Here is a 16,466-nt window from a genome sequence, read left to right as displayed (position 1 = left end):
GCTACTGCACCCGCACTCTCGGGTCGACAAGCGTGGTGGCGAAGTCCGCCAGGATGGCACCAATGGCGAAGATTACGGAGCCGTAGGCCAGGGTGGCCGTGGCGGCGTTGACGTCCTGCAGCGAGATGGCATCGATGCTCCAGGAGCCAACACCCGGCCAGGCAAAGATCTTTTCGGCGAAGAAGCCGCCGGCGAAGATGGCGGGGATGGTGAACGCGATGCTCTGGGCCACGGGGATGAAGGAGACGCGGAGCGCGTGCCGGGCGATGGCCTGGTTCCGGCTGAGGCCCTTGGCCCGAGCGGTGCGGACAAAGTCGGCGTTGACGTTGTCCAGCAGGTACTGCCGCTGCGCAATCTGGTAGGCGCCCCAACCCACGAGCGTGATGGCCACTGTGGGCACCACGTAATGCCCCGCCAGGTCAATGAACTGGGGCCAGCCAGGCGCTGTGCCGGGAGTGGAGATGCCCGTGACGAAGAAGATGCGGTCCCCTACGGATTCATTGACGTTGATGGCTCCGAGCTGAACCAGGAAATAGGCGATGGGCGCGGGCACAATGTACGCAAGGTAACTGTAGGAAGTAATGACGCGGTCCTGGAACCTGTACTGCCGGGCCGCCGAATAGACGCCAAGCGCGACGCCGATCACCAGGGTCAGGATGATGGATGCCAGGAAGAGCCGCGTGGAGATCCAGACGCGGTCCCCAAACTCGGCATTGATGTAGGCGCCGTTTGGGCTCCGGCCCCAGTCCCACCGGGTGACGATCCCGGTGAGCCAGCCAACGTACCGCTCCCACGGGCTGAGGTCCGGGTCCAGGCCCTTGAGCCGCATTGAGTTGGCAACCTGTTCCGGCGTGGGGCGGGGGATGCGTTCCTGCTCGAGGAGCGCCGGCTTGAGCGAGCTGACAGCCAGGAAGTAGCCGGCGGATGTGGTCAGGAAGATCATCACCACGTAGGTGATGCCGCGCTTGGCGAGGTACTTGAGCATGTGCGCTGCTGGATCCTTCCGTCGTCCCCGGACAAGCACGGATTGTGCCGCCTCGCCAGGTTCTGCACCAGCGGGTAGCTGGCCTCCCGCAGCCCCAAGGGGCAGGTCCTGGTGGACTATGTCGCGGGTCACATTCCAGAGGAAACTATCACAAGCCTTGGCCGGAAAAGGGCCGTAATCCCCGGAAACCAGACGGGCCGTATCAGATCGTTATGAATAGTTCTGTGAAGTTGGTTTGACTGGACGAAAAGGCGTTCCACCGCGTAATCTACGCGCCGCGCACCACTCGTGTGACAAGATCCCGCCAGGAAGCAGACAGCCGGCGGCCCGTTACTCCATGTTCACGGACCAGGTGAAGGAGCCGCTCCGGGTCCAGGGTGGCATTGAGGGATCCTGCCATCAGCCACGGCTCAGGGGAATCGAAACCGCCTTCGCGCAGGAGCATCTCCACGTGCCGGTTCCAAAGGGCTGCGGCCGGGACGTCAAACCTGTTGCGGGAGGCGTGTTCGGCCGCCAGGACCAGGTCCCCGTATTCCAGTACGTAAACGATGCGTTCGGCGCCAAAGGCAACGAGCCGGTCGAGCGGCGCAGCCCCTGGCCCCAAGGGCGGGGGGCCGAACAGGACGCGGGCCTGGAAGGCGGCCTCCGAGTCGTTCAGCAGCGTCAGCATCAATCCGGCGCGGCTGCCGAAGCGGCGGAAAACGGTGCCTTTGCCCACGCCGGCGTGCTCCGCCAGGCGGTCCATGGTGAGTGCCGCTGCCCCGCCCTGCCCGATCAGTTCCCGGGCAGCCAGCAGGAGCCGCTCCCGGTTCCTGGCAGCATCGCTGCGTTCCGCGGCCGTTGCCGGTGTCATTTCCGGCCGCACTGGGATGGAACTCACAAAGACAGTGTAGCTGCGGGGAATATAACCGGACTGCGGTCCGTTTAGTCCGGTGAAGGCTCCATGAGCCTCTGTTCAACCAAACGCGGTTCCCGCCGCGACCCTAGCCAGGAGTTTCCATGACCAAGAGCACCGTTCTTACCCTTGTAGGCAGCCTCCGTGCCGAGTCCACCAACCAGAAGCTGGCGGAAGCCATTCAGCTCAACGCGCCCGAGCAGGTGGAAGTAGTGATCCACGAAAGCCTGGGCAACATCCCGTTCTACAACGAGGACCTTGACGTGGAAGGCCAGGTGCCGGCTGCCGCCGCAGCACTGCGCGCCGCCGCCGAAGAGGCCGACACCCTCCTGCTGGTCACCCCCGAACACAACGGCACTGTTCCCGCCGCCCTCAAGAACGCCATCGACTGGCTCTCCCGCCCCTTCGGTGCCGGCGCCCTGGCAGGCAAGCCGACCGCCGTCGTCGGTACGGCGTTTGGCCAGTACGGCGGCGTCTGGGCCCAGGATGAGGCGCGCAAGGCCGCCGGCATCGCCGGTGCCCAGATCCTCGAAGACGTCAAGCTCGCCGTCCCCGGCTCCATGGTCCGCTTTGCCGAAGTCCACCCCAAGGACGACGCAGAAGTAGTGGAGCAGATCAAGGGCATCTTCGATACCCTGGCCGCCGCAGCTCCGGCAGCGTAAGCTTCCGCGCAACCTCGCAGCGCCCGGCACGCAACTCCGCGTGCCGGGCGCTGCTGCCTTAAGTTCACCTCCGGTTCAGGACACTTCCGGCCCCGTGACCAACTCTTGTCCCAACCGGTACCTTCCGGTCATCCGAGCGGGCAAGGGCCGCCGTAGCGTTAATCCACTGGACCTACCGGATCGGATTGCGGTGCCGCATGGCAAAAAGACGGAGTTGGGGCGGTGGTGGCCGCGGCGCACTGGCGGCGGCGGGCTGCCTTGCGCTGCTGCTCACCGCTTGCAGCGCCCCGCTCCCCCAGCCCGGAGTGTCCTCCCTGCCCGCGCCCACTGGAACTGCCGGAACCAGCCCGGCCCCGATGGCCCTCCTTCCGCCCACAATGGGCAGCAGCGCTCCTGGCCCCGAGTACGGCAAGGCGGCCGGAAAGCCGGAAAGTACCCCTTCCGCAGCGGCATCCTCCGGGCCAGGCAGCAGTGCCGCCGCTACGGCCCCGCCGGTAATGGCCTACTTCGTGATGGTGGACGACGGCGGGAGGCATGGCGTGCGCTTTGGCTGCAACGACAGCCTGGTCGGCTCCGCCCCGGTGGGTGGCGCGGGGGATGCTCGGCTCAAGGCGGCGATTAGTGCCCTGTTGGACGGCGAACAGCAGCCAGGCGGGCTCTACAACGCGCTGGGCGGCTCCCGGCTGACATTCCTGTCCGGCAGTTTTGACGGCACAACCGTCACGGTCTACCTGGCGGGCACCCTGAAGCCCGGCGGAACCTGCGACCTTCCGCGCGTGGAGGCACAGCTCACGCAGACAGCCCTTGCGGCGGTGGGTGCAATCAGGGCTGATATCTACATCAATGGACAGCTCCTCGGCGATGTCCTGAAACTGAAGTAGGGCTGCGGTCTGTGATTCGTTGATAAACGCTTGTTGCTACTCAAGCAACAACGGGCTGTATCCTGACCTTGTGACCCACGAAACACTTGACGCCTCGGCGGGCACGCTGCCCGCCGAAGCCATTGACGCGATCGAGCGTGCCGCCACATCCGCACACCGGCACGAGGAGCTGTTCTCCGAGCGTGCGGCGAACATCCGGCAGTCGGCCGTCAGGGATGTTTTCGACATCTCCCTGCGGCCCGGGCTCGTGTCCCTGGCGGGGGGAAGCCCGTACCTGCAGTCACTCCCCCTGGAACGGCTGGCAGCTACGGCAGCCAAAATCATCGGAGAGGACGGCCTGACCGCACTCCAGTACGGGGCGGGGCAGGGAACTGCGGAGCTTCGCACACAAATCTGCGAGGTCATGGCCGCCGAAGGCATCCTGGACGCCCGGCCGCAGAACGTAGTGATCACCGCAGGCTCCCAGTCGGCCCAGGACGTGGCCACCAAGCTCTTCTGCAACCCGGGGGACGTAGTGCTGGTGGAAGATCCCACCTACGTGGGTGCCCTGAACACGTTCGAGGCCTACCAGGTCCAGGTGGAGACCGTAGAGATGGACCAGTACGGCCTGGTTCCGGAGCTGCTGGAGGCACGGATCGCTGCCCTGCAGCTGGCCGGCAGGAGCATCAAGTTCCTCTACACCATCCCCAACTTCAACAATCCATCCGGGATAACCCTTGCCAGGGAACGCAGGCAGCAGGTAGTCGATATATGCCGCAGGGCGAATATCCTGGTCCTCGAGGACAACCCATACGGCCTGCTCCGTTTCGATGGGGAGCCCCTGGCTCCGCTGCGCGCCGCAAACGCTGACGACGTCATCTACTTGGGGTCCTTCTCCAAAATCTTCGCACCCGGTCTCCGGATCGGCTGGGCCCTCGTGCCGGAGCACCTGCAGCGCCGCTATTACCTGGCCGCGGAATCGGTGACGCTCTGCCCGCCCGCCCTGAACCAGATGCTGGTCTCGGCCTACCTGCGTGAGTACGACTGGAAAGGCCAGATCGAAACCTACCGCGGCCTGTACGCCGAGCGCTGCCGGGCCATGCTGGCCGCCCTCGAGGACTACATGCCCGCGGGAGCCACCTGGACCAGCCCGCAGGGCGGCTTCTTTGTCTGGGTGACGCTGCCTGAGGGCGTTGACACCTACCCGCTGCTGCACAAGGCGATCGACGCCGGCGTCGTGTTTATCCCCGGCGCTGCCTTCACGCCGTCGGACGAGCCGTCCAACAAGCTGAGGCTCGCCTTCAGCGCCGTACCTCCCGAAGCCATCGCCGAGGGAGTGCGCCGGTTGGCGCCGGTGCTGCAGGAAGCCATCGCCGCGCTGTAGCGTAAGCCACACGAGTGCCGAAAACCGAGCAAAGGAGCATGCATATGGCTGGAATCATCGTTGTAGGGGTTGACGGCAGCGGGACCGCGAAGAAGGCGGCGGAGTCAGCAAGGGACCTGGCGGCAGCTTTAGGTGCGTCCCTGCACGTCGTGTCCGCCTTCGACAGCGACAAGACCGAGGTGTTCGGCAGCGGCAGCGACCGCTGGATCGTGTCTGACGCCGACGCTGCGGAGCAGGTTGCCAGGACGGTGGCGGAATCGCTGGGCCGCGACATCACGGTGACCTACTCCGCGGCGCGCGGACGGCCCGCCGACGCCCTCATCAAGGAAGCCCTCCGCATGGATGCCCGGATCATCGTGGTGGGAAACCGGCGCATGCAGGGCATCGGGCGGGTCCTTGGCAGCGTGGCCAACAGTGTCGCCCACAATGCACCCTGCGACGTGTACATCGCCAACACCTACGACGCCGACTGACCCTTTACTTCCGGGTGCCGGCGTAACGCCGGACACTCCCCGTGGTGGCGGATATCGCTGCGGGGGGTGTCCGTTCTCACCGGCTCAAACGGGTTTCGCCCTGTTCTCCACCGATAAAATCGAAGGAGGCCCCCAAAGGCGTGGACACTGACGAATCCACCCCCAGCGAAGGGCTCCCCTTGATCACCATGCAGCGCCGCCAGCTCGTTGGCCACGACATCCTCCTGGCCCGCCACGGAAACCACATCTGCTCCATGCGGGTGGACCGCAGCAACGGCAGGGTTGTTGCACTCCTTGATGATGGCACCCTGGACAGCGCCCCCAACCTCATCGCACCGGGACTCGAGCTTCCCCAGACCGTGCGGAGCGTCCTGCGCGAGGACTGGAAGCTGCTGGGGGCCTGGGCCGGGATGGCGGCCGTGATGGGCGGCCTGATGACCGCGGCCGCCGTGGTTCTGGGAACCACCACTGATCCTGCCCTGCTCGAGGCCTTCGCCGCCTACTCCGCGTACTAGGGCACGGCGCTTACCGAACGGTACGCTTCAGTGGACCAGCCAGCCCTGCAGCAGCCACCAAATCCCCGCCATCACCACACCGCCAAAGAGCGAACCGGCCAGCACCTGCGCCGGGGTATGCGCCCGCAGGACCACCCGTGACCAGCTGACCGCCGGAACCAGGAGCAGCAGCGGCGCCCAAGCGGCGCCAAGCATCAGCACCAGCACGACGGCGGCGCAGGACACCGCGGCGGCATGGCCGCTCATTTTCCAGAACGGACTGACGGCCGCCAGTACGGCTACTCCGCCCACCACCGCCAGCACCATGGCCGTTACACTCGGCGGCGCGTCGACGGCGGTCAGCACCAGCAAACCGGCAGCAATGCAGCCCAGTGCCATCAGGAGTACAGGGGCGCGCTGCTTCCGGTCGCTCACGTGATGGTCGGTGACCTTCCCCAGCCTGACCAGCGCCAGCAGCACCAGGAGCGGAAGCACGCACACAAAGAGGGCCGCCAATGCCCCGTAGCCGATGGTGCCGGGGAATCCGGCCTCCGGCAGGGGGCTGACCAGCAGTTGGATGCTGACCACCACCGGGGGCTGGAAAACCTCCGTCAGCCACTTGGCGGTGTGGTTCCTGACCCGGATGGAGCCGCTGCCTGCCGTCACGTCCTTGTCCAAGAGCCCTGGTCCCACAGCCCTAGTCCAGGAGGAGCGCGGGCTCTTCCAGGATGGCCGCGACGTCGGCCATGAAGCGGGCGGACAGGTCACCATCCACCACGCGGTGGTCGAAGGATCCTCCCAGGGTGGTGATCCACCGGGGAATCACCTCACCGTCCAGGACCCAGGGCTTTTGCTTGATGGTTCCAAAGGCAACGATCGCCACCTCGCCCGGGTTGATGATGGGCGTGCCGGTGTCGATGCCCAGGGCACCGATGTTGGTGATGGTGAGCGTGCCGCCCTGCATCTCGGCGGGCTGGGTCTTCCCGGCCCTGGCGGTGGTGGCCAGGCTGTTCAGCGCCAGGGCCAACTCCTTCAGGGACAGGTCCTGGGCGTTTTTGATGTTGGGGACCATCAGGCCGCGCGGGGTTGCCGCGGCAATGCCCAGGTTCATGAAGTGCTTGACATGGATTTCAGCCGCGTCCGAGTCTTCGCTGTCCACCCATGATGCGTTGACGCTGGGGTTCCGGGCGGCGGCCCAGATGACGGCCTTGGCCAGGATGAGAAGCGGCGAAACCTTGATGCCCTCGAAGTCGCGGGAGGCCTTGAGCCGCTTGACGAACTCCATGGTCCGGCTGGCATCGACGTCCACGAAGATGCTGACATGGGGTGCTGCAAACGCGGATTCGACCATCGCCTTCGCCGTGGCCTTGCGGACGCCCTTGACCGGGATGCGCTCCACGCGCTGGTCCTGCGGTTTTCCGGCCTTGCCCCAGAAGCCGTCCGCCTTGTCCAGTTCGGCGTCGCGCTGCGCCTGGTAGCTGACCAGATCCTCGCGCGTCACCTCGCCCCGTGAACCGGTGGCAACAACATCCGCGAGGTCGATGCCCAGGTCCCGCGCGATCTTTCGGACCGGGGGCTTGGCCAGCACCCGGTTGACGAGGCCCGTTATGGTGCCGCCAAAGGTGGGACGGTCGTCGACGGCGGCGGGTTCGATGGCGGACACCTCGGCGGGTGTGCGCGGCTGCACAGGCTCAACCTCCGGGGCGTTCACCGTCACGGCAGCGGCGGGCGCGGTCTTCCGGGGGCGCCGCTTGACGGCATCGGCTTTGGGGCCGGAACCCACCAGCGGACCGCCGGCCGGGGCACTTCCGCCAGTGCCGCCGTCGGCCGCTGCGTCTTCCGGGGCGTCCTCCGGCAACTTGCCGTAGAGCGGCTGCACTGGCGTTTCCTGGGCACCGAGGCCTGCCGGCGCACGGACGTCGGCCGGCGTAGGGTCGCCGGAGACGTCGTCGCTGACGCTGATGATGGCAGTGCCGACGTCAACGGTCACGCCTTCCTCCACCAGCAGTTCGCTGACCGTCCCGGCATACGGGGACGGCAGTTCCACGATGGACTTGGCGGTTTCGATCTCGCAGAGGACGTCGTTGATGGCAACGGCATCGCCCGGCTTGACCTTCCAGGAGACGATCTCCGCTTCGGTGAGGCCCTCGCCGACATCGGGCAGGTTGAACTTGTTCAGGGTCATGGTGTCCTCAGTAGGAGAGGGCGCGGTCCAGCGCCTCCAGGATGCGGTCAATGTCCGGAAGGTAGTCTTCCTCCACCTTGGCAACGGGATAGGGCATATGGAATCCGCCGACGCGGATCACCGGAGCCTCGAGCGAGTGGAAGGCACGCTCACTGATGCGCGCGGCGATCTCACCGCCGATTCCACCGAACGTGGGTGCCTCGTGCGCCACGATCAACCGGCCTGTCTTCTGGACGGAGGCGGTGACGGTATCAAAGTCGATCGGCGAGATGGACCGGAGGTCAATGACCTCCACGCTCCTGCCGTCCTCCGCCGCGGCGTTGGCGGCGGCAAGGGCCACGGGAACCAGGGGGCCGTAGGCGACGATGGTGGCATCAGTGCCCTGACGCAGCACGTGGGCCTTGAACGGGTCTTCGGACGGGCCGGGCGCCTGGACGTCCACTTCGCCCTTGAGCCAGTAGCGGCGCTTGGGTTCGAAGATGATCACCGGGTCCTGGCATTCCACGGCCTGCTGGATCATCCAGTAGGCGTCGTGCGGGTTGGAGGGGGTGATGATGCGCAGGCCCGCCGTGTGGGCGAACAGCGCTTCGGGGGATTCGGAGTGGTGCTCAACGGAGCCGATGCCGCCGCCGTAGGGGATGCGGATGACGACGGGAACGGTGAGGTTGCCGTGGCTGCGGGCGTGCATCTTGGCCAACTGGGTGGTGATCTGGTTGAACCCGGGGAAGACGAATCCGTCGAACTGGATCTCGCAGACGGGGCTGTACCCGCGCAGGGCCAGGCCGATGGCGGTGCCGATGATGCCGGATTCGGCCAGCGGGGTGTCCACCACGCGGTCCGGGCCGAATTCACCTATCAGTCCGTCCGTTACCCGGTACACACCGCCCAGGGGGCCAATGTCCTCGCCCATCAGCAGCGACTTGGGGTTTGCGGCCAGGGTGGCCCGAAGGCCCTCGTTTATGGCCTTGGCGATGGTCATGGTGGTCATCAGTGGCCTGCCTTTGCTGCCTGCCCGGCGGACTCTTCCTCGCCGGCGAATCCTGCGCTGTACTCCTCGAACCACGCCAGTTCCTCGGCCACCAACGGGTGCGCCTGGGCATAGACGTTGGCGAAGGCCTGCCGGATGTCCGGGTTTTCAAGGTCATGGGCGGTGCGCCGGACATAGGCGGCCAGCTCATCGCCGTCGGCCTTGACCTTGGCGAAGAAGGCGTCGTCCGCAAGGCCTTCGGCACGCAGGTACTTCTCAAGCCGTGCCAGCGGGTCCTTGGCGCGCCAGGCATCTTCCTCCGTCGACTGGCGGTACTTCGTGGGATCGTCGGCGGTGGTGTGCGCGCCCACCCGGTAGGTGAACGCCTCGATGAGGACGGGCCCGTTGCCCTGGCGGGCATGCTCCAGCGCCCACTCAGTGACGGCATGCACGGCGATCACGTCATTGCCGTCCACCCGGATGCCGGGGAAACCGTAGCCCTTGGCGCGGTTAGAGAGCGGCACCCGGGTCTGGACGTTGGTGGGTACGGAGATGGCCCAGTGGTTGTTCTGGCAGAAGAACACCACCGGCGCCTTGTACGAGGAGGCGAACACCATGGATTCGTGCACGTCGCCTTCGGAGCTGGCTCCGTCGCCGAAGTAGGCGATGACGGCCGCGTCAGGTTGCCCGTGGGCCGCATCCGACGCGGCGGCGAGCTTCTGGTCGCGCTGGATCCCCATCGCGTAGCCCACCGCGTGGAGGGTCTGGGCCGCCAGGACCAGCGTGTACAGGTGGAAGTTGGTGTCCTTGGGATTCCAGCCGCCGTTGGAAACTCCCCGGAACTGGCGCAGGAGTTCTGCCAGATCCACGTTGCGGGTCAGCGCCACGCCGTGCTCACGGTACGTCGGGAAGATGTAGTCCTGCGGCTGGCTGGCCCTGCCCGAGCCGATCTGCGCGGCTTCCTGGCCCGTCAACGGCACCCACAGTGCCAGTTGGCCCTGCCGCTGAAGGGCCGTGGCTTCAACGTCGAACCGGCGGATCGCGGCCATGTCCGCGTACAGCCTGCGCAGGTCCTCCGGGGTCAGTTTGTCCGCATAGGCGCTGAAAACCGGGTCGGCACCCAACTGCCCGTCGGGGCCGAGCAGCTGCACCATCTGGGCCGCGGGCTCGCCCATAACGGCCTCAGCATCGGCTTCCCGCTGGTCGTCTACCGCTGTTCCGTCGAACTCGGTGGAAGGCAGATGAGTGCCCATACCGTCTCCTTGCTTGCCGCATCCGGATGCAATGCAAATGTCGCTGGGATATATGCCTCATGAGGAATACATTCCCTTTGCGGCATATACATTGGCTTACTGATCCTAACTTTATCTTCGGTAGGTAGCGGGAGGGCTACTTGTTAAGTGCTAGGAAGTTGCCGGCGCCTTTGTATAGTCGGCACACAACTGGAGGAACCGGGTGTTGGCCTCGGGCTCCCCGATGCTGACCCTCACGCCCTCCCCTGGGAAGGCCCGCACGGAAAGGGCCTGGGTCCCTGCGAGGTCCGCGAAGCCGGCACTTTCAGCGCCAAGTGCGAGCCAAACGAAGTTGCCCTGGGCATCCGGAACCTCCCATCCAAGCTCCCGGAGACCCTCTGTTACCCGCGTCCGCTCATCGACCAGTTTTTGTACCCTTTCCACAACCTGGGCGAAATTTCCAAGGGAAACAATTGCTGCTTTTTCGGCTATCTGGGAGACGGCGAACGGGGTTGCGGCAACCCGGAGGTATTGGGTCAGTTCCGGCTGGGAGACGCTGTAGCCAACGCGGAGGCCGGCCAGGCCGTGTGCTTTGGAAAAGGTCCGGAGCACCACCACGTTGGAGTATTTGCGGTAGAGGTCGATCCCGTCCACGGCGTCTTCGGCCCTCACAAACTCCTGGTAGGCCTCATCGATGACCACCACGACGTCGGCCGGCACTGACCGGATGAAGGCCTCGGTTTCGGCCGCGCCAAGAGCTGGTCCGGTGGGATTGTTGGGCGTGCAGAGAAGGACGACCTTGGTACGGGCGGTCACGGCGGCGGCCATCGCCTGCAGGTCATGCCGCCCGTCCGCGGTTACGGGGATGCGCACACTGTGGGCGCCCGCCAGGCCCACGCTGATGGGGTACGCCTCGAAGGAGCGCCATGCATAGATGACTTCGTCCGCCTTGCCGTCCTCGTTCTGCCCGGCAAAGGCCGCGAGGATCTGGTTCAAGGCGCCCAGGCTCCCGGCACCGGTGACGATGTCATCCGCGGGCACGTCAAGGAATTCTGCGAGCGCGGCCCGGAGTTTGCTGCTCAGCGGATCCGGGTACCGGTTGAAGTCCGACTGGCCGGCGATTGCCTCGAGGACGGCCGGAATCGGCGGCAGCGGGTTTTCGTTCGACGACAGCTTGTAGCTGACCAGTCCGCTGACGGCGGCCGGCGGCTTTCCTGCAGCATAGCGGGGCAGCCGTTCCAACACCGGGCGGGGTGCGATGCTGCCGGCCCTGGTCTCAGGTGAAGTCATGGCTTCTAGCCTACTTCCAAGCCCCCGGCGGGATCGGGGAGCAGTCCAGTGAAATTGAGGGCATCCTGCCAGCCGTGCGTCAGGACCGTATGGAAGCATGGTGGCATGGGTTCACTTATCCTCCGGGTCATCGTCAATGCCGCAGCTCTTTGGGTGGCCAGCTGGATCCTGCCGGGAATGGACATCTCCAGTACAGCGGCCTCGGATGCCGTTGCCAGGACCGGTATTTCGCAGGACACCGAAACCATTGGGATTGTCCTGGCCTACCTCTTTATTGGCCTCATCTTCGGTGTGGTGAACGCTTTCGTGCGGCCACTGGTCAGGCTCCTGGCGCTTCCCATCACCATCCTGACCCTTGGCCTGTTCGCGATCGTGATCAACGCCGCCATGCTGTACCTGACGGCCTGGATCAGCAGTTATACGCCGGTGCACCTCACCATCGATTCCTTCTTCTGGACAGCTGTCCTGGCCGCCATCATCATCTCCCTGGTCTCACTGGCAGCGGGTCTGCTGCCGGGCGGCAGGCGCTGACGCCCGTCCGGGGTTGGCCCCTAAGTAGGAACCCGGGCGGAAACAGGTACCCGGCAAGTGCCTTCCCGGTAGGCAGCCTGCAAAACTCCAGTACCGGCCACCCATGACCCCCAAAGGACGGGCCGCCTAGGCTGCACATCAGGCCCAAAGGCCTGCTTGTTGCCAGTTCCGAAACACCGGGGGCCCACGAATGAAGCCCATAAGAATCCTGCTTGCATCCTGCCTGCTTTTCACATTGCAGGCAGGCCCGGCGCAAGCGGACGCGGAGTCACAGCCGGCATCGCGCGGCAGCGCCGCGCTGGGCAACGACATCTCGTGGCCCCAGTGCGGCGGCGATCTCCCTTCACCCCCGGCATTCGCCATCGTGGGGGTGAACGGCGGACGGCCGGACACTGTCAACCCATGCCTTGCAGCCCAACTGGCCTGGGCAGACCGCAGCACAGATGCAGCCGGAGGAACGCCGGCGGAGATCTACGTGAACACCGCCACCACAGGGCCTGTCGATTCCCTCTGGTGGCCGGCAAACAACACCTACCGGGGTGAGGACGTCAGTAACCCCTACGGTACGTGCGATGGTACGGAAACACCTGCCTGCGCCTATGTCCACGGGTACGCCATGGCCTTCAACGACGTTGTGATCCTGAAGGAATCAGGTGACGGCGTGGTGCGGCACATGTGGTGGCTGGACGTTGAAACCGGAAACAGCTGGCTCTGGGACAAGGCCGCCAATGCTGCCGAACTGGAGGGCATGACCGCGAATCTGGAGAGCACGGGTGCGGAAGTGGGGATCTATTCCACTGGGTATCAATTCGGCGAAATTGTGGGCGAGGTGGGTCCGGGAAGCAATCTCTACCGCCTGAGGAACTGGCTGGCGGGTGCGGAATCCACCTCCACTGCGCGGGAATTCTGCACGGCTTCCCCCCTCACATCAGGCGGGGCGGTGGCGCTGACCCAGTTCACTGAAGGCGACTTCGACTATAACTACCGTTGCCCCGCGGCCGTCCCGGCACCGGCTCCCCAGCCGGCCCCACAACCGGCGCCGCCACCGGAGAAGGCGCGCAGCAAAGCGTACGCTGAACTGCACGCCGCCCAGATCGCTTGAACCCTGCTTGCCGGGTGGCGGCAGCTTCCCTGTAAGTGGCAGCTTCCTGCCTTGCACCCGTTCGTAGCTGGCACCCGTTCCTACCTGGCACCCATTCCTACCTGGAACCCGGCTGCGGCCGCCCGGAAAACGGGTCCCTGCGTTCCCGGGGAAGGTTGGGCGGTGGCGGTTTGGACAAGGAAAACCGGGTTGCAGTGGCGGCACCGCCGGCGCCCAGGACCCCGCCCAGCACTGCCGTGGACTGGGCCAGGGAAGGGTCCTTGCTGCCAGCCACCAAGCGGGCCGCCTCCTCGTAGCCGGTGAGATTGTGGCCCGGTCCCAGTCCGGCGTCTTCTCCCCCACGCACATACAGGTCATTGGTCACGGTCACGGTGACCTGGTTCCTGGTGTCCGGGTTGGCCAAACCGTCGCTGCCCGGCACCCAGTCCGTGCGGTGTTCCAGGTGAAGGGTGCTGACGTCGGGGGGAGGCGTGATGCGTGAAATGGGCGATCCGGCGGTCAGGACGTATTTCATGTCGTACTCCTTCAGAAACTCCTTGTCTGCCGCCAGGTTCATGGCATGGATTCCGCCCTGGCTGTAACCCACTGCCACAACGTCCGCTCCCGGCTCCGCACCGGCTGCATGGAGCGCCTGGAGGACAGCGGCATTTACCTGCCGGGAATTGTTGCCCAGGCCGTCCACGATTCCGGCAAGATCGAAAGGATTGGTGCCTTCGTCTTCATCGTGCACCTGGGTTCCCGGAACCACCACCACGTAGGCCTTCGCACCCCTGTCATCGACCTCGATAACTTCGATGTAGCCGCTGCCGCGCTCCTCGATCAGCCTGACCCGTTCCAGCAGGCCGGCGGGGGTGGCGTCGAGATCGATGGGCACACGTTCTTCCTGTTTTGCCGTGACCGGGCCCGGCCGCAGCGCCGGGTTGGCACTTTCAACCAAAGATTTGATCAACGGAAGGGTGGTGACGGCATTGGCCACCAGCATCTCCATGGCATCCCCATTGAGGAATCCGGTCCGCCAGAAATCCACATGCTTCTGGAGTTCGACGTCCGGATTCGACAGGCCCAGCATCCACTGGGTGTGGGCAGCCGATTCGGCGATGTCGTAATCCCGCCTGCAGCTCCGCACCTGGCTGCTGATCCGCTGCAGGTCCAGCCGGACTCTGAGGACCGCGTCCCGCGCCTCCCCCACGGCGATGAGCGCGGCAGTTCCCGTGGTTCGAGGCTGGTTCTGGTACGGGCCGAGGTCCTGCCACGTCCCGAAAAGTTCCGCCTCGATGGCCGCGAGACGGCCGGCGAGTCCATCGAGCTTTCCAGCTCCGGCATCCAGTTCCTCCAGCTGGACGGTGATGCCACCCACGCCACCGGAAATTGTCAGGATGCCGTCCGGGGGCGGCGGTGAGACGTGGATGGGGCTTCCCGAACCGGAGGGTGTTGCGTCGGCCATCAGAACCTGCTCCCAGGCGAACAATCGGCGGTCATTGCCGCACGGGCGTGGGCGGCTACCGCCGCTGCGGCCTCCCGCAGCCGATCCAGGGCCCTCCGCACCGCCACCGCCTGCAGGCTTACCGAATCGCGGTACGCCTGCCCCGCGGGTGATTCCCAGTTCACCAACTGGATCTCGTGAAATCCGGCAAGTACCTCTTCCGCCCTCGCCGTGCACTGCGCCACCCTTCGGCCCAGCTCCTGGACTTCAAGGCTGACGCCCAGCCCGGTTCCCCATATTCCGTCCGTTGGATCGTTCCCCATGCCTGCTTCCCGTCACGGCCACCCCGGCCACCTGATTCGCCACAGCCTTGCCGTTTCCAACGCTAAGGAGGCGGCCCTCCCGGGGTAAGCACCGCCGTCGGCTATGTGGATAAGTAACGTGGATGCCCGGCTTAAGGCGGCACCGGACTTCGTGAAAGAATCAGGACATGCCTGAAACTGCCGCCACAGCTGATACCCGTACGCCCTCAGGACGCCTGGCCCTCGCCGCGTCATCGGAAAAAATTGCGCTCGGACCCCTGGACGGCCGCTACCAGTCCGCCGTTGCGCCCCTCGTGGACTACCTGTCCGAGGCCGCCCTCAACCGCGACCGCGTCGCTGTCGAAGTTGAATGGCTCATCCACCTGACCAGCAACAATGTCCTTCCGGGCGCCGGGCCCCTGAGCCGGGAACAGCAGGATCAGCTCCGCGCCATCGTCACCGAATTCGACGCCGCCTCCGTTGCCGAACTCGCAGAGATCGAGGCCGTCACCGTCCACGACGTCAAGGCCGTGGAGTATTACATCGGCCGCCGCCTGCCCGCGATCGGCATCGAGAACCTGACCGCCATGGTGCACTTCGGCTGCACGTCCGAGGACATCAACAACCTTTCCTACGCGCTCGGCATCAAGGGTGCTGTGGAGGACGTGTGGCTGCCCGCAGCCCGCGCCCTGGTGGGACAGATCAGCAAGATGGCGGAAGACAACCGCGCCGTCCCCATGCTGTCCCGGACCCACGGCCAGCCGGCCACCCCCACGACCCTGGGCAAGGAGCTGGCTGTCACGGCGCACCGCCTGACGCGCCAGCTGGACCGGATTGAAAAGACGCAGTACCTGGGCAAGATCAACGGTGCCACGGGAACCTACGCCGCCCACGTGGCCTCCGTGCCGGGCGCTGACTGGCAGCAGGTGTCCAAGTCCTTCGTGGAGGGGCTGGGCCTCACCTGGAATCCCCTGACCACCCAGATCGAGAGCCACGACTGGCAGGCGGAGCTCTATGCCGACGTCGCGCGTTTCAACCGCATCCTGCACAACGTCTGCACGGACATCTGGAGCTACATTTCCATCGGCTACTTCGCCCAGATTCCCGTCGCCGGCGCCACCGGTTCCTCCACCATGCCGCACAAGGTCAACCCCATCCGCTTCGAAAACGCCGAGGCCAACCTGGAGATCTCGTCCGGCCTGCTGGACGTCCTGGCTTCAACGCTGGTGACCTCCCGCTGGCAGCGCGACCTCACGGATTCCTCGAGCCAGCGCAACATCGGGGTTGCGTTCGGCCACTCCCTCCTCGCCATTTCCAACGTGGCCAAGGGCCTGGAGCGCCTGGACGTTGCGGAGGACGTACTGGCGGCTGACCTGGACACCAACTGGGAAGTCCTGGGCGAGGCGATCCAAATGGTGATGCGCGCCGAGGCAATTGCCGGCGTCGAAGGCATGGAAAACCCGTACGAGCGGCTCAAGGACCTTACCCGCGGCCAGCGCGTGGACGCCGCGCGCATGCAAGAGTTCGTGCAGGGCCTCGGCCTTTCCCCGGAGGCCGAGGCACGCCTCCTGGCCCTCACTCCGGGCAAGTACACGGGCATCGCCGACCAACTGGTGGACCACCTGAAGTAAGCCCCGCTTCAGGGCAGGAACGTACGACGGCGGCGCCGGGCTCCCAAGGG

At 65.6% G+C, this 16,466-nt stretch carries 17 protein-coding genes; 8 read left to right on the top strand and 9 right to left on the bottom strand.

Annotation, left to right across the window (positions count from 1 at the left end):
* Nucleotide 1 precedes the first annotated feature (1 nt).
* On the bottom strand, nucleotides 2-985 hold the full coding sequence (locus tag Q9R31_RS15345; RefSeq protein ID WP_311263570.1) for an ABC transporter permease: 984 nt from the start codon (nucleotides 983-985) through the stop codon (nucleotides 2-4).
* A gap of 268 nt (nucleotides 986-1,253) precedes the next feature.
* Nucleotides 1,254-1,865, bottom strand: a complete 612-nt coding sequence (locus tag Q9R31_RS15340; RefSeq protein WP_397428257.1) for a TetR/AcrR family transcriptional regulator — start codon at nucleotides 1,863-1,865, stop codon at nucleotides 1,254-1,256.
* Between the two features lie 119 nt (nucleotides 1,866-1,984).
* Between Q9R31_RS15340 and Q9R31_RS15335 the strand changes: the two genes are divergently transcribed.
* The 5 genes from Q9R31_RS15335 (at nucleotide 1,985) to Q9R31_RS15315 (ending at nucleotide 5,774) form a co-directional block, all read left to right on the top strand.
* Entirely contained in the window at nucleotides 1,985-2,542 is a 558-nt protein-coding gene (locus Q9R31_RS15335; RefSeq protein ID WP_311263569.1) for an NADPH-dependent FMN reductase, read from the top strand.
* Between the two features lie 197 nt (nucleotides 2,543-2,739).
* The gene (locus Q9R31_RS15330) at nucleotides 2,740-3,423 is read left to right on the top strand and encodes a hypothetical protein (RefSeq protein ID WP_311263568.1); all 684 of its coding nucleotides are present in this window, start codon (nucleotides 2,740-2,742) and stop codon (nucleotides 3,421-3,423) included.
* A 70-nt stretch (nucleotides 3,424-3,493) separates the two neighbouring features.
* On the top strand, nucleotides 3,494-4,786 hold the full coding sequence (locus Q9R31_RS15325; protein WP_311263567.1) for a PLP-dependent aminotransferase family protein: 1,293 nt from the start codon (nucleotides 3,494-3,496) through the stop codon (nucleotides 4,784-4,786).
* A gap of 44 nt (nucleotides 4,787-4,830) precedes the next feature.
* Nucleotides 4,831-5,259, top strand: coding sequence for a universal stress protein (locus Q9R31_RS15320; RefSeq protein ID WP_311263566.1), 429 nt, complete (start codon nucleotides 4,831-4,833; stop codon nucleotides 5,257-5,259).
* A gap of 179 nt (nucleotides 5,260-5,438) precedes the next feature.
* Nucleotides 5,439-5,774 (top strand): hypothetical protein, encoded by a 336-nt coding sequence (locus Q9R31_RS15315; RefSeq protein ID WP_311263604.1) that lies wholly within the window; start codon nucleotides 5,439-5,441, stop codon nucleotides 5,772-5,774.
* Nucleotides 5,775-5,801: 27 nt separating this feature from the next.
* Here the strand turns inward: Q9R31_RS15315 and Q9R31_RS15310 are convergent, their stop codons facing one another.
* The 5 genes from Q9R31_RS15310 to Q9R31_RS15290 form a co-directional block, all read right to left on the bottom strand.
* Nucleotides 5,802-6,419, bottom strand: a complete 618-nt coding sequence (locus Q9R31_RS15310; RefSeq protein WP_311263565.1) for a phosphatase PAP2 family protein — start codon at nucleotides 6,417-6,419, stop codon at nucleotides 5,802-5,804.
* A gap of 31 nt (nucleotides 6,420-6,450) precedes the next feature.
* The gene (locus Q9R31_RS15305) at nucleotides 6,451-7,938 is read right to left on the bottom strand and encodes a 2-oxo acid dehydrogenase subunit E2 (protein ID WP_311263564.1); all 1,488 of its coding nucleotides are present in this window, start codon (nucleotides 7,936-7,938) and stop codon (nucleotides 6,451-6,453) included.
* Between the two features lie 7 nt (nucleotides 7,939-7,945).
* Nucleotides 7,946-8,926: an alpha-ketoacid dehydrogenase subunit beta gene (locus Q9R31_RS15300; protein ID WP_311263563.1), complete on the bottom strand. Its 981-nt coding sequence runs from the start codon at nucleotides 8,924-8,926 to the stop codon at nucleotides 7,946-7,948.
* Nucleotides 8,926-10,158, bottom strand: a complete 1,233-nt coding sequence (pdhA, locus tag Q9R31_RS15295) for a pyruvate dehydrogenase (acetyl-transferring) E1 component subunit alpha (RefSeq protein WP_311263562.1) — start codon at nucleotides 10,156-10,158, stop codon at nucleotides 8,926-8,928. The genes Q9R31_RS15300 and pdhA overlap by 1 nt, the downstream gene beginning before the upstream one ends.
* 150 nt (nucleotides 10,159-10,308) lie before the next feature.
* Complete coding sequence (locus tag Q9R31_RS15290) at nucleotides 10,309-11,427, bottom strand: histidinol-phosphate transaminase (protein ID WP_311263561.1); 1,119 nt, start codon at nucleotides 11,425-11,427, stop codon at nucleotides 10,309-10,311.
* A gap of 105 nt (nucleotides 11,428-11,532) precedes the next feature.
* Between Q9R31_RS15290 and Q9R31_RS15285 the strand changes: the two genes are divergently transcribed.
* Nucleotides 11,533-11,958 carry a phage holin family protein gene (locus tag Q9R31_RS15285; RefSeq protein WP_311263560.1) on the top strand — a complete coding sequence of 142 codons (426 nt, stop codon included), beginning with the start codon at nucleotides 11,533-11,535 and terminating at the stop codon, nucleotides 11,956-11,958.
* 190 nt (nucleotides 11,959-12,148) lie between these two features.
* Entirely contained in the window at nucleotides 12,149-13,060 is a 912-nt protein-coding gene (locus Q9R31_RS15280) for a hypothetical protein (protein WP_311263559.1), read from the top strand.
* Nucleotides 13,061-13,157: 97 nt separating this feature from the next.
* Here Q9R31_RS15280 and Q9R31_RS15275 read toward each other — a convergent pair whose 3' ends face one another.
* Both Q9R31_RS15275 and Q9R31_RS15270 read right to left on the bottom strand, forming a co-directional pair.
* Nucleotides 13,158-14,504 carry a hypothetical protein gene (locus tag Q9R31_RS15275; protein WP_311263558.1) on the bottom strand — a complete coding sequence of 449 codons (1,347 nt, stop codon included), beginning with the start codon at nucleotides 14,502-14,504 and terminating at the stop codon, nucleotides 13,158-13,160.
* Nucleotides 14,504-14,806, bottom strand: a complete 303-nt coding sequence (locus Q9R31_RS15270) for a hypothetical protein (protein ID WP_311263557.1) — start codon at nucleotides 14,804-14,806, stop codon at nucleotides 14,504-14,506. The genes Q9R31_RS15275 and Q9R31_RS15270 overlap by 1 nt, the downstream gene beginning before the upstream one ends.
* A 167-nt stretch (nucleotides 14,807-14,973) precedes the next feature.
* On the opposite strand from Q9R31_RS15270, the gene purB reads away from it, so the two are divergent.
* Nucleotides 14,974-16,416: an adenylosuccinate lyase gene (gene purB / locus Q9R31_RS15265; RefSeq protein WP_311263556.1), complete on the top strand. Its 1,443-nt coding sequence runs from the start codon at nucleotides 14,974-14,976 to the stop codon at nucleotides 16,414-16,416.
* Nucleotides 16,417-16,466: the final 50 nt, after the last annotated feature.

The sequence above is a fragment of the Pseudarthrobacter sp. BRE9 genome (assembly GCF_031844305.1).
Classification (GTDB): Bacteria; Actinomycetota; Actinomycetes; order Actinomycetales; family Micrococcaceae; genus Arthrobacter.
Note: the sequence above shows the minus strand (reverse complement) of the source record. Positions and strands in the feature narration are given on the sequence as shown.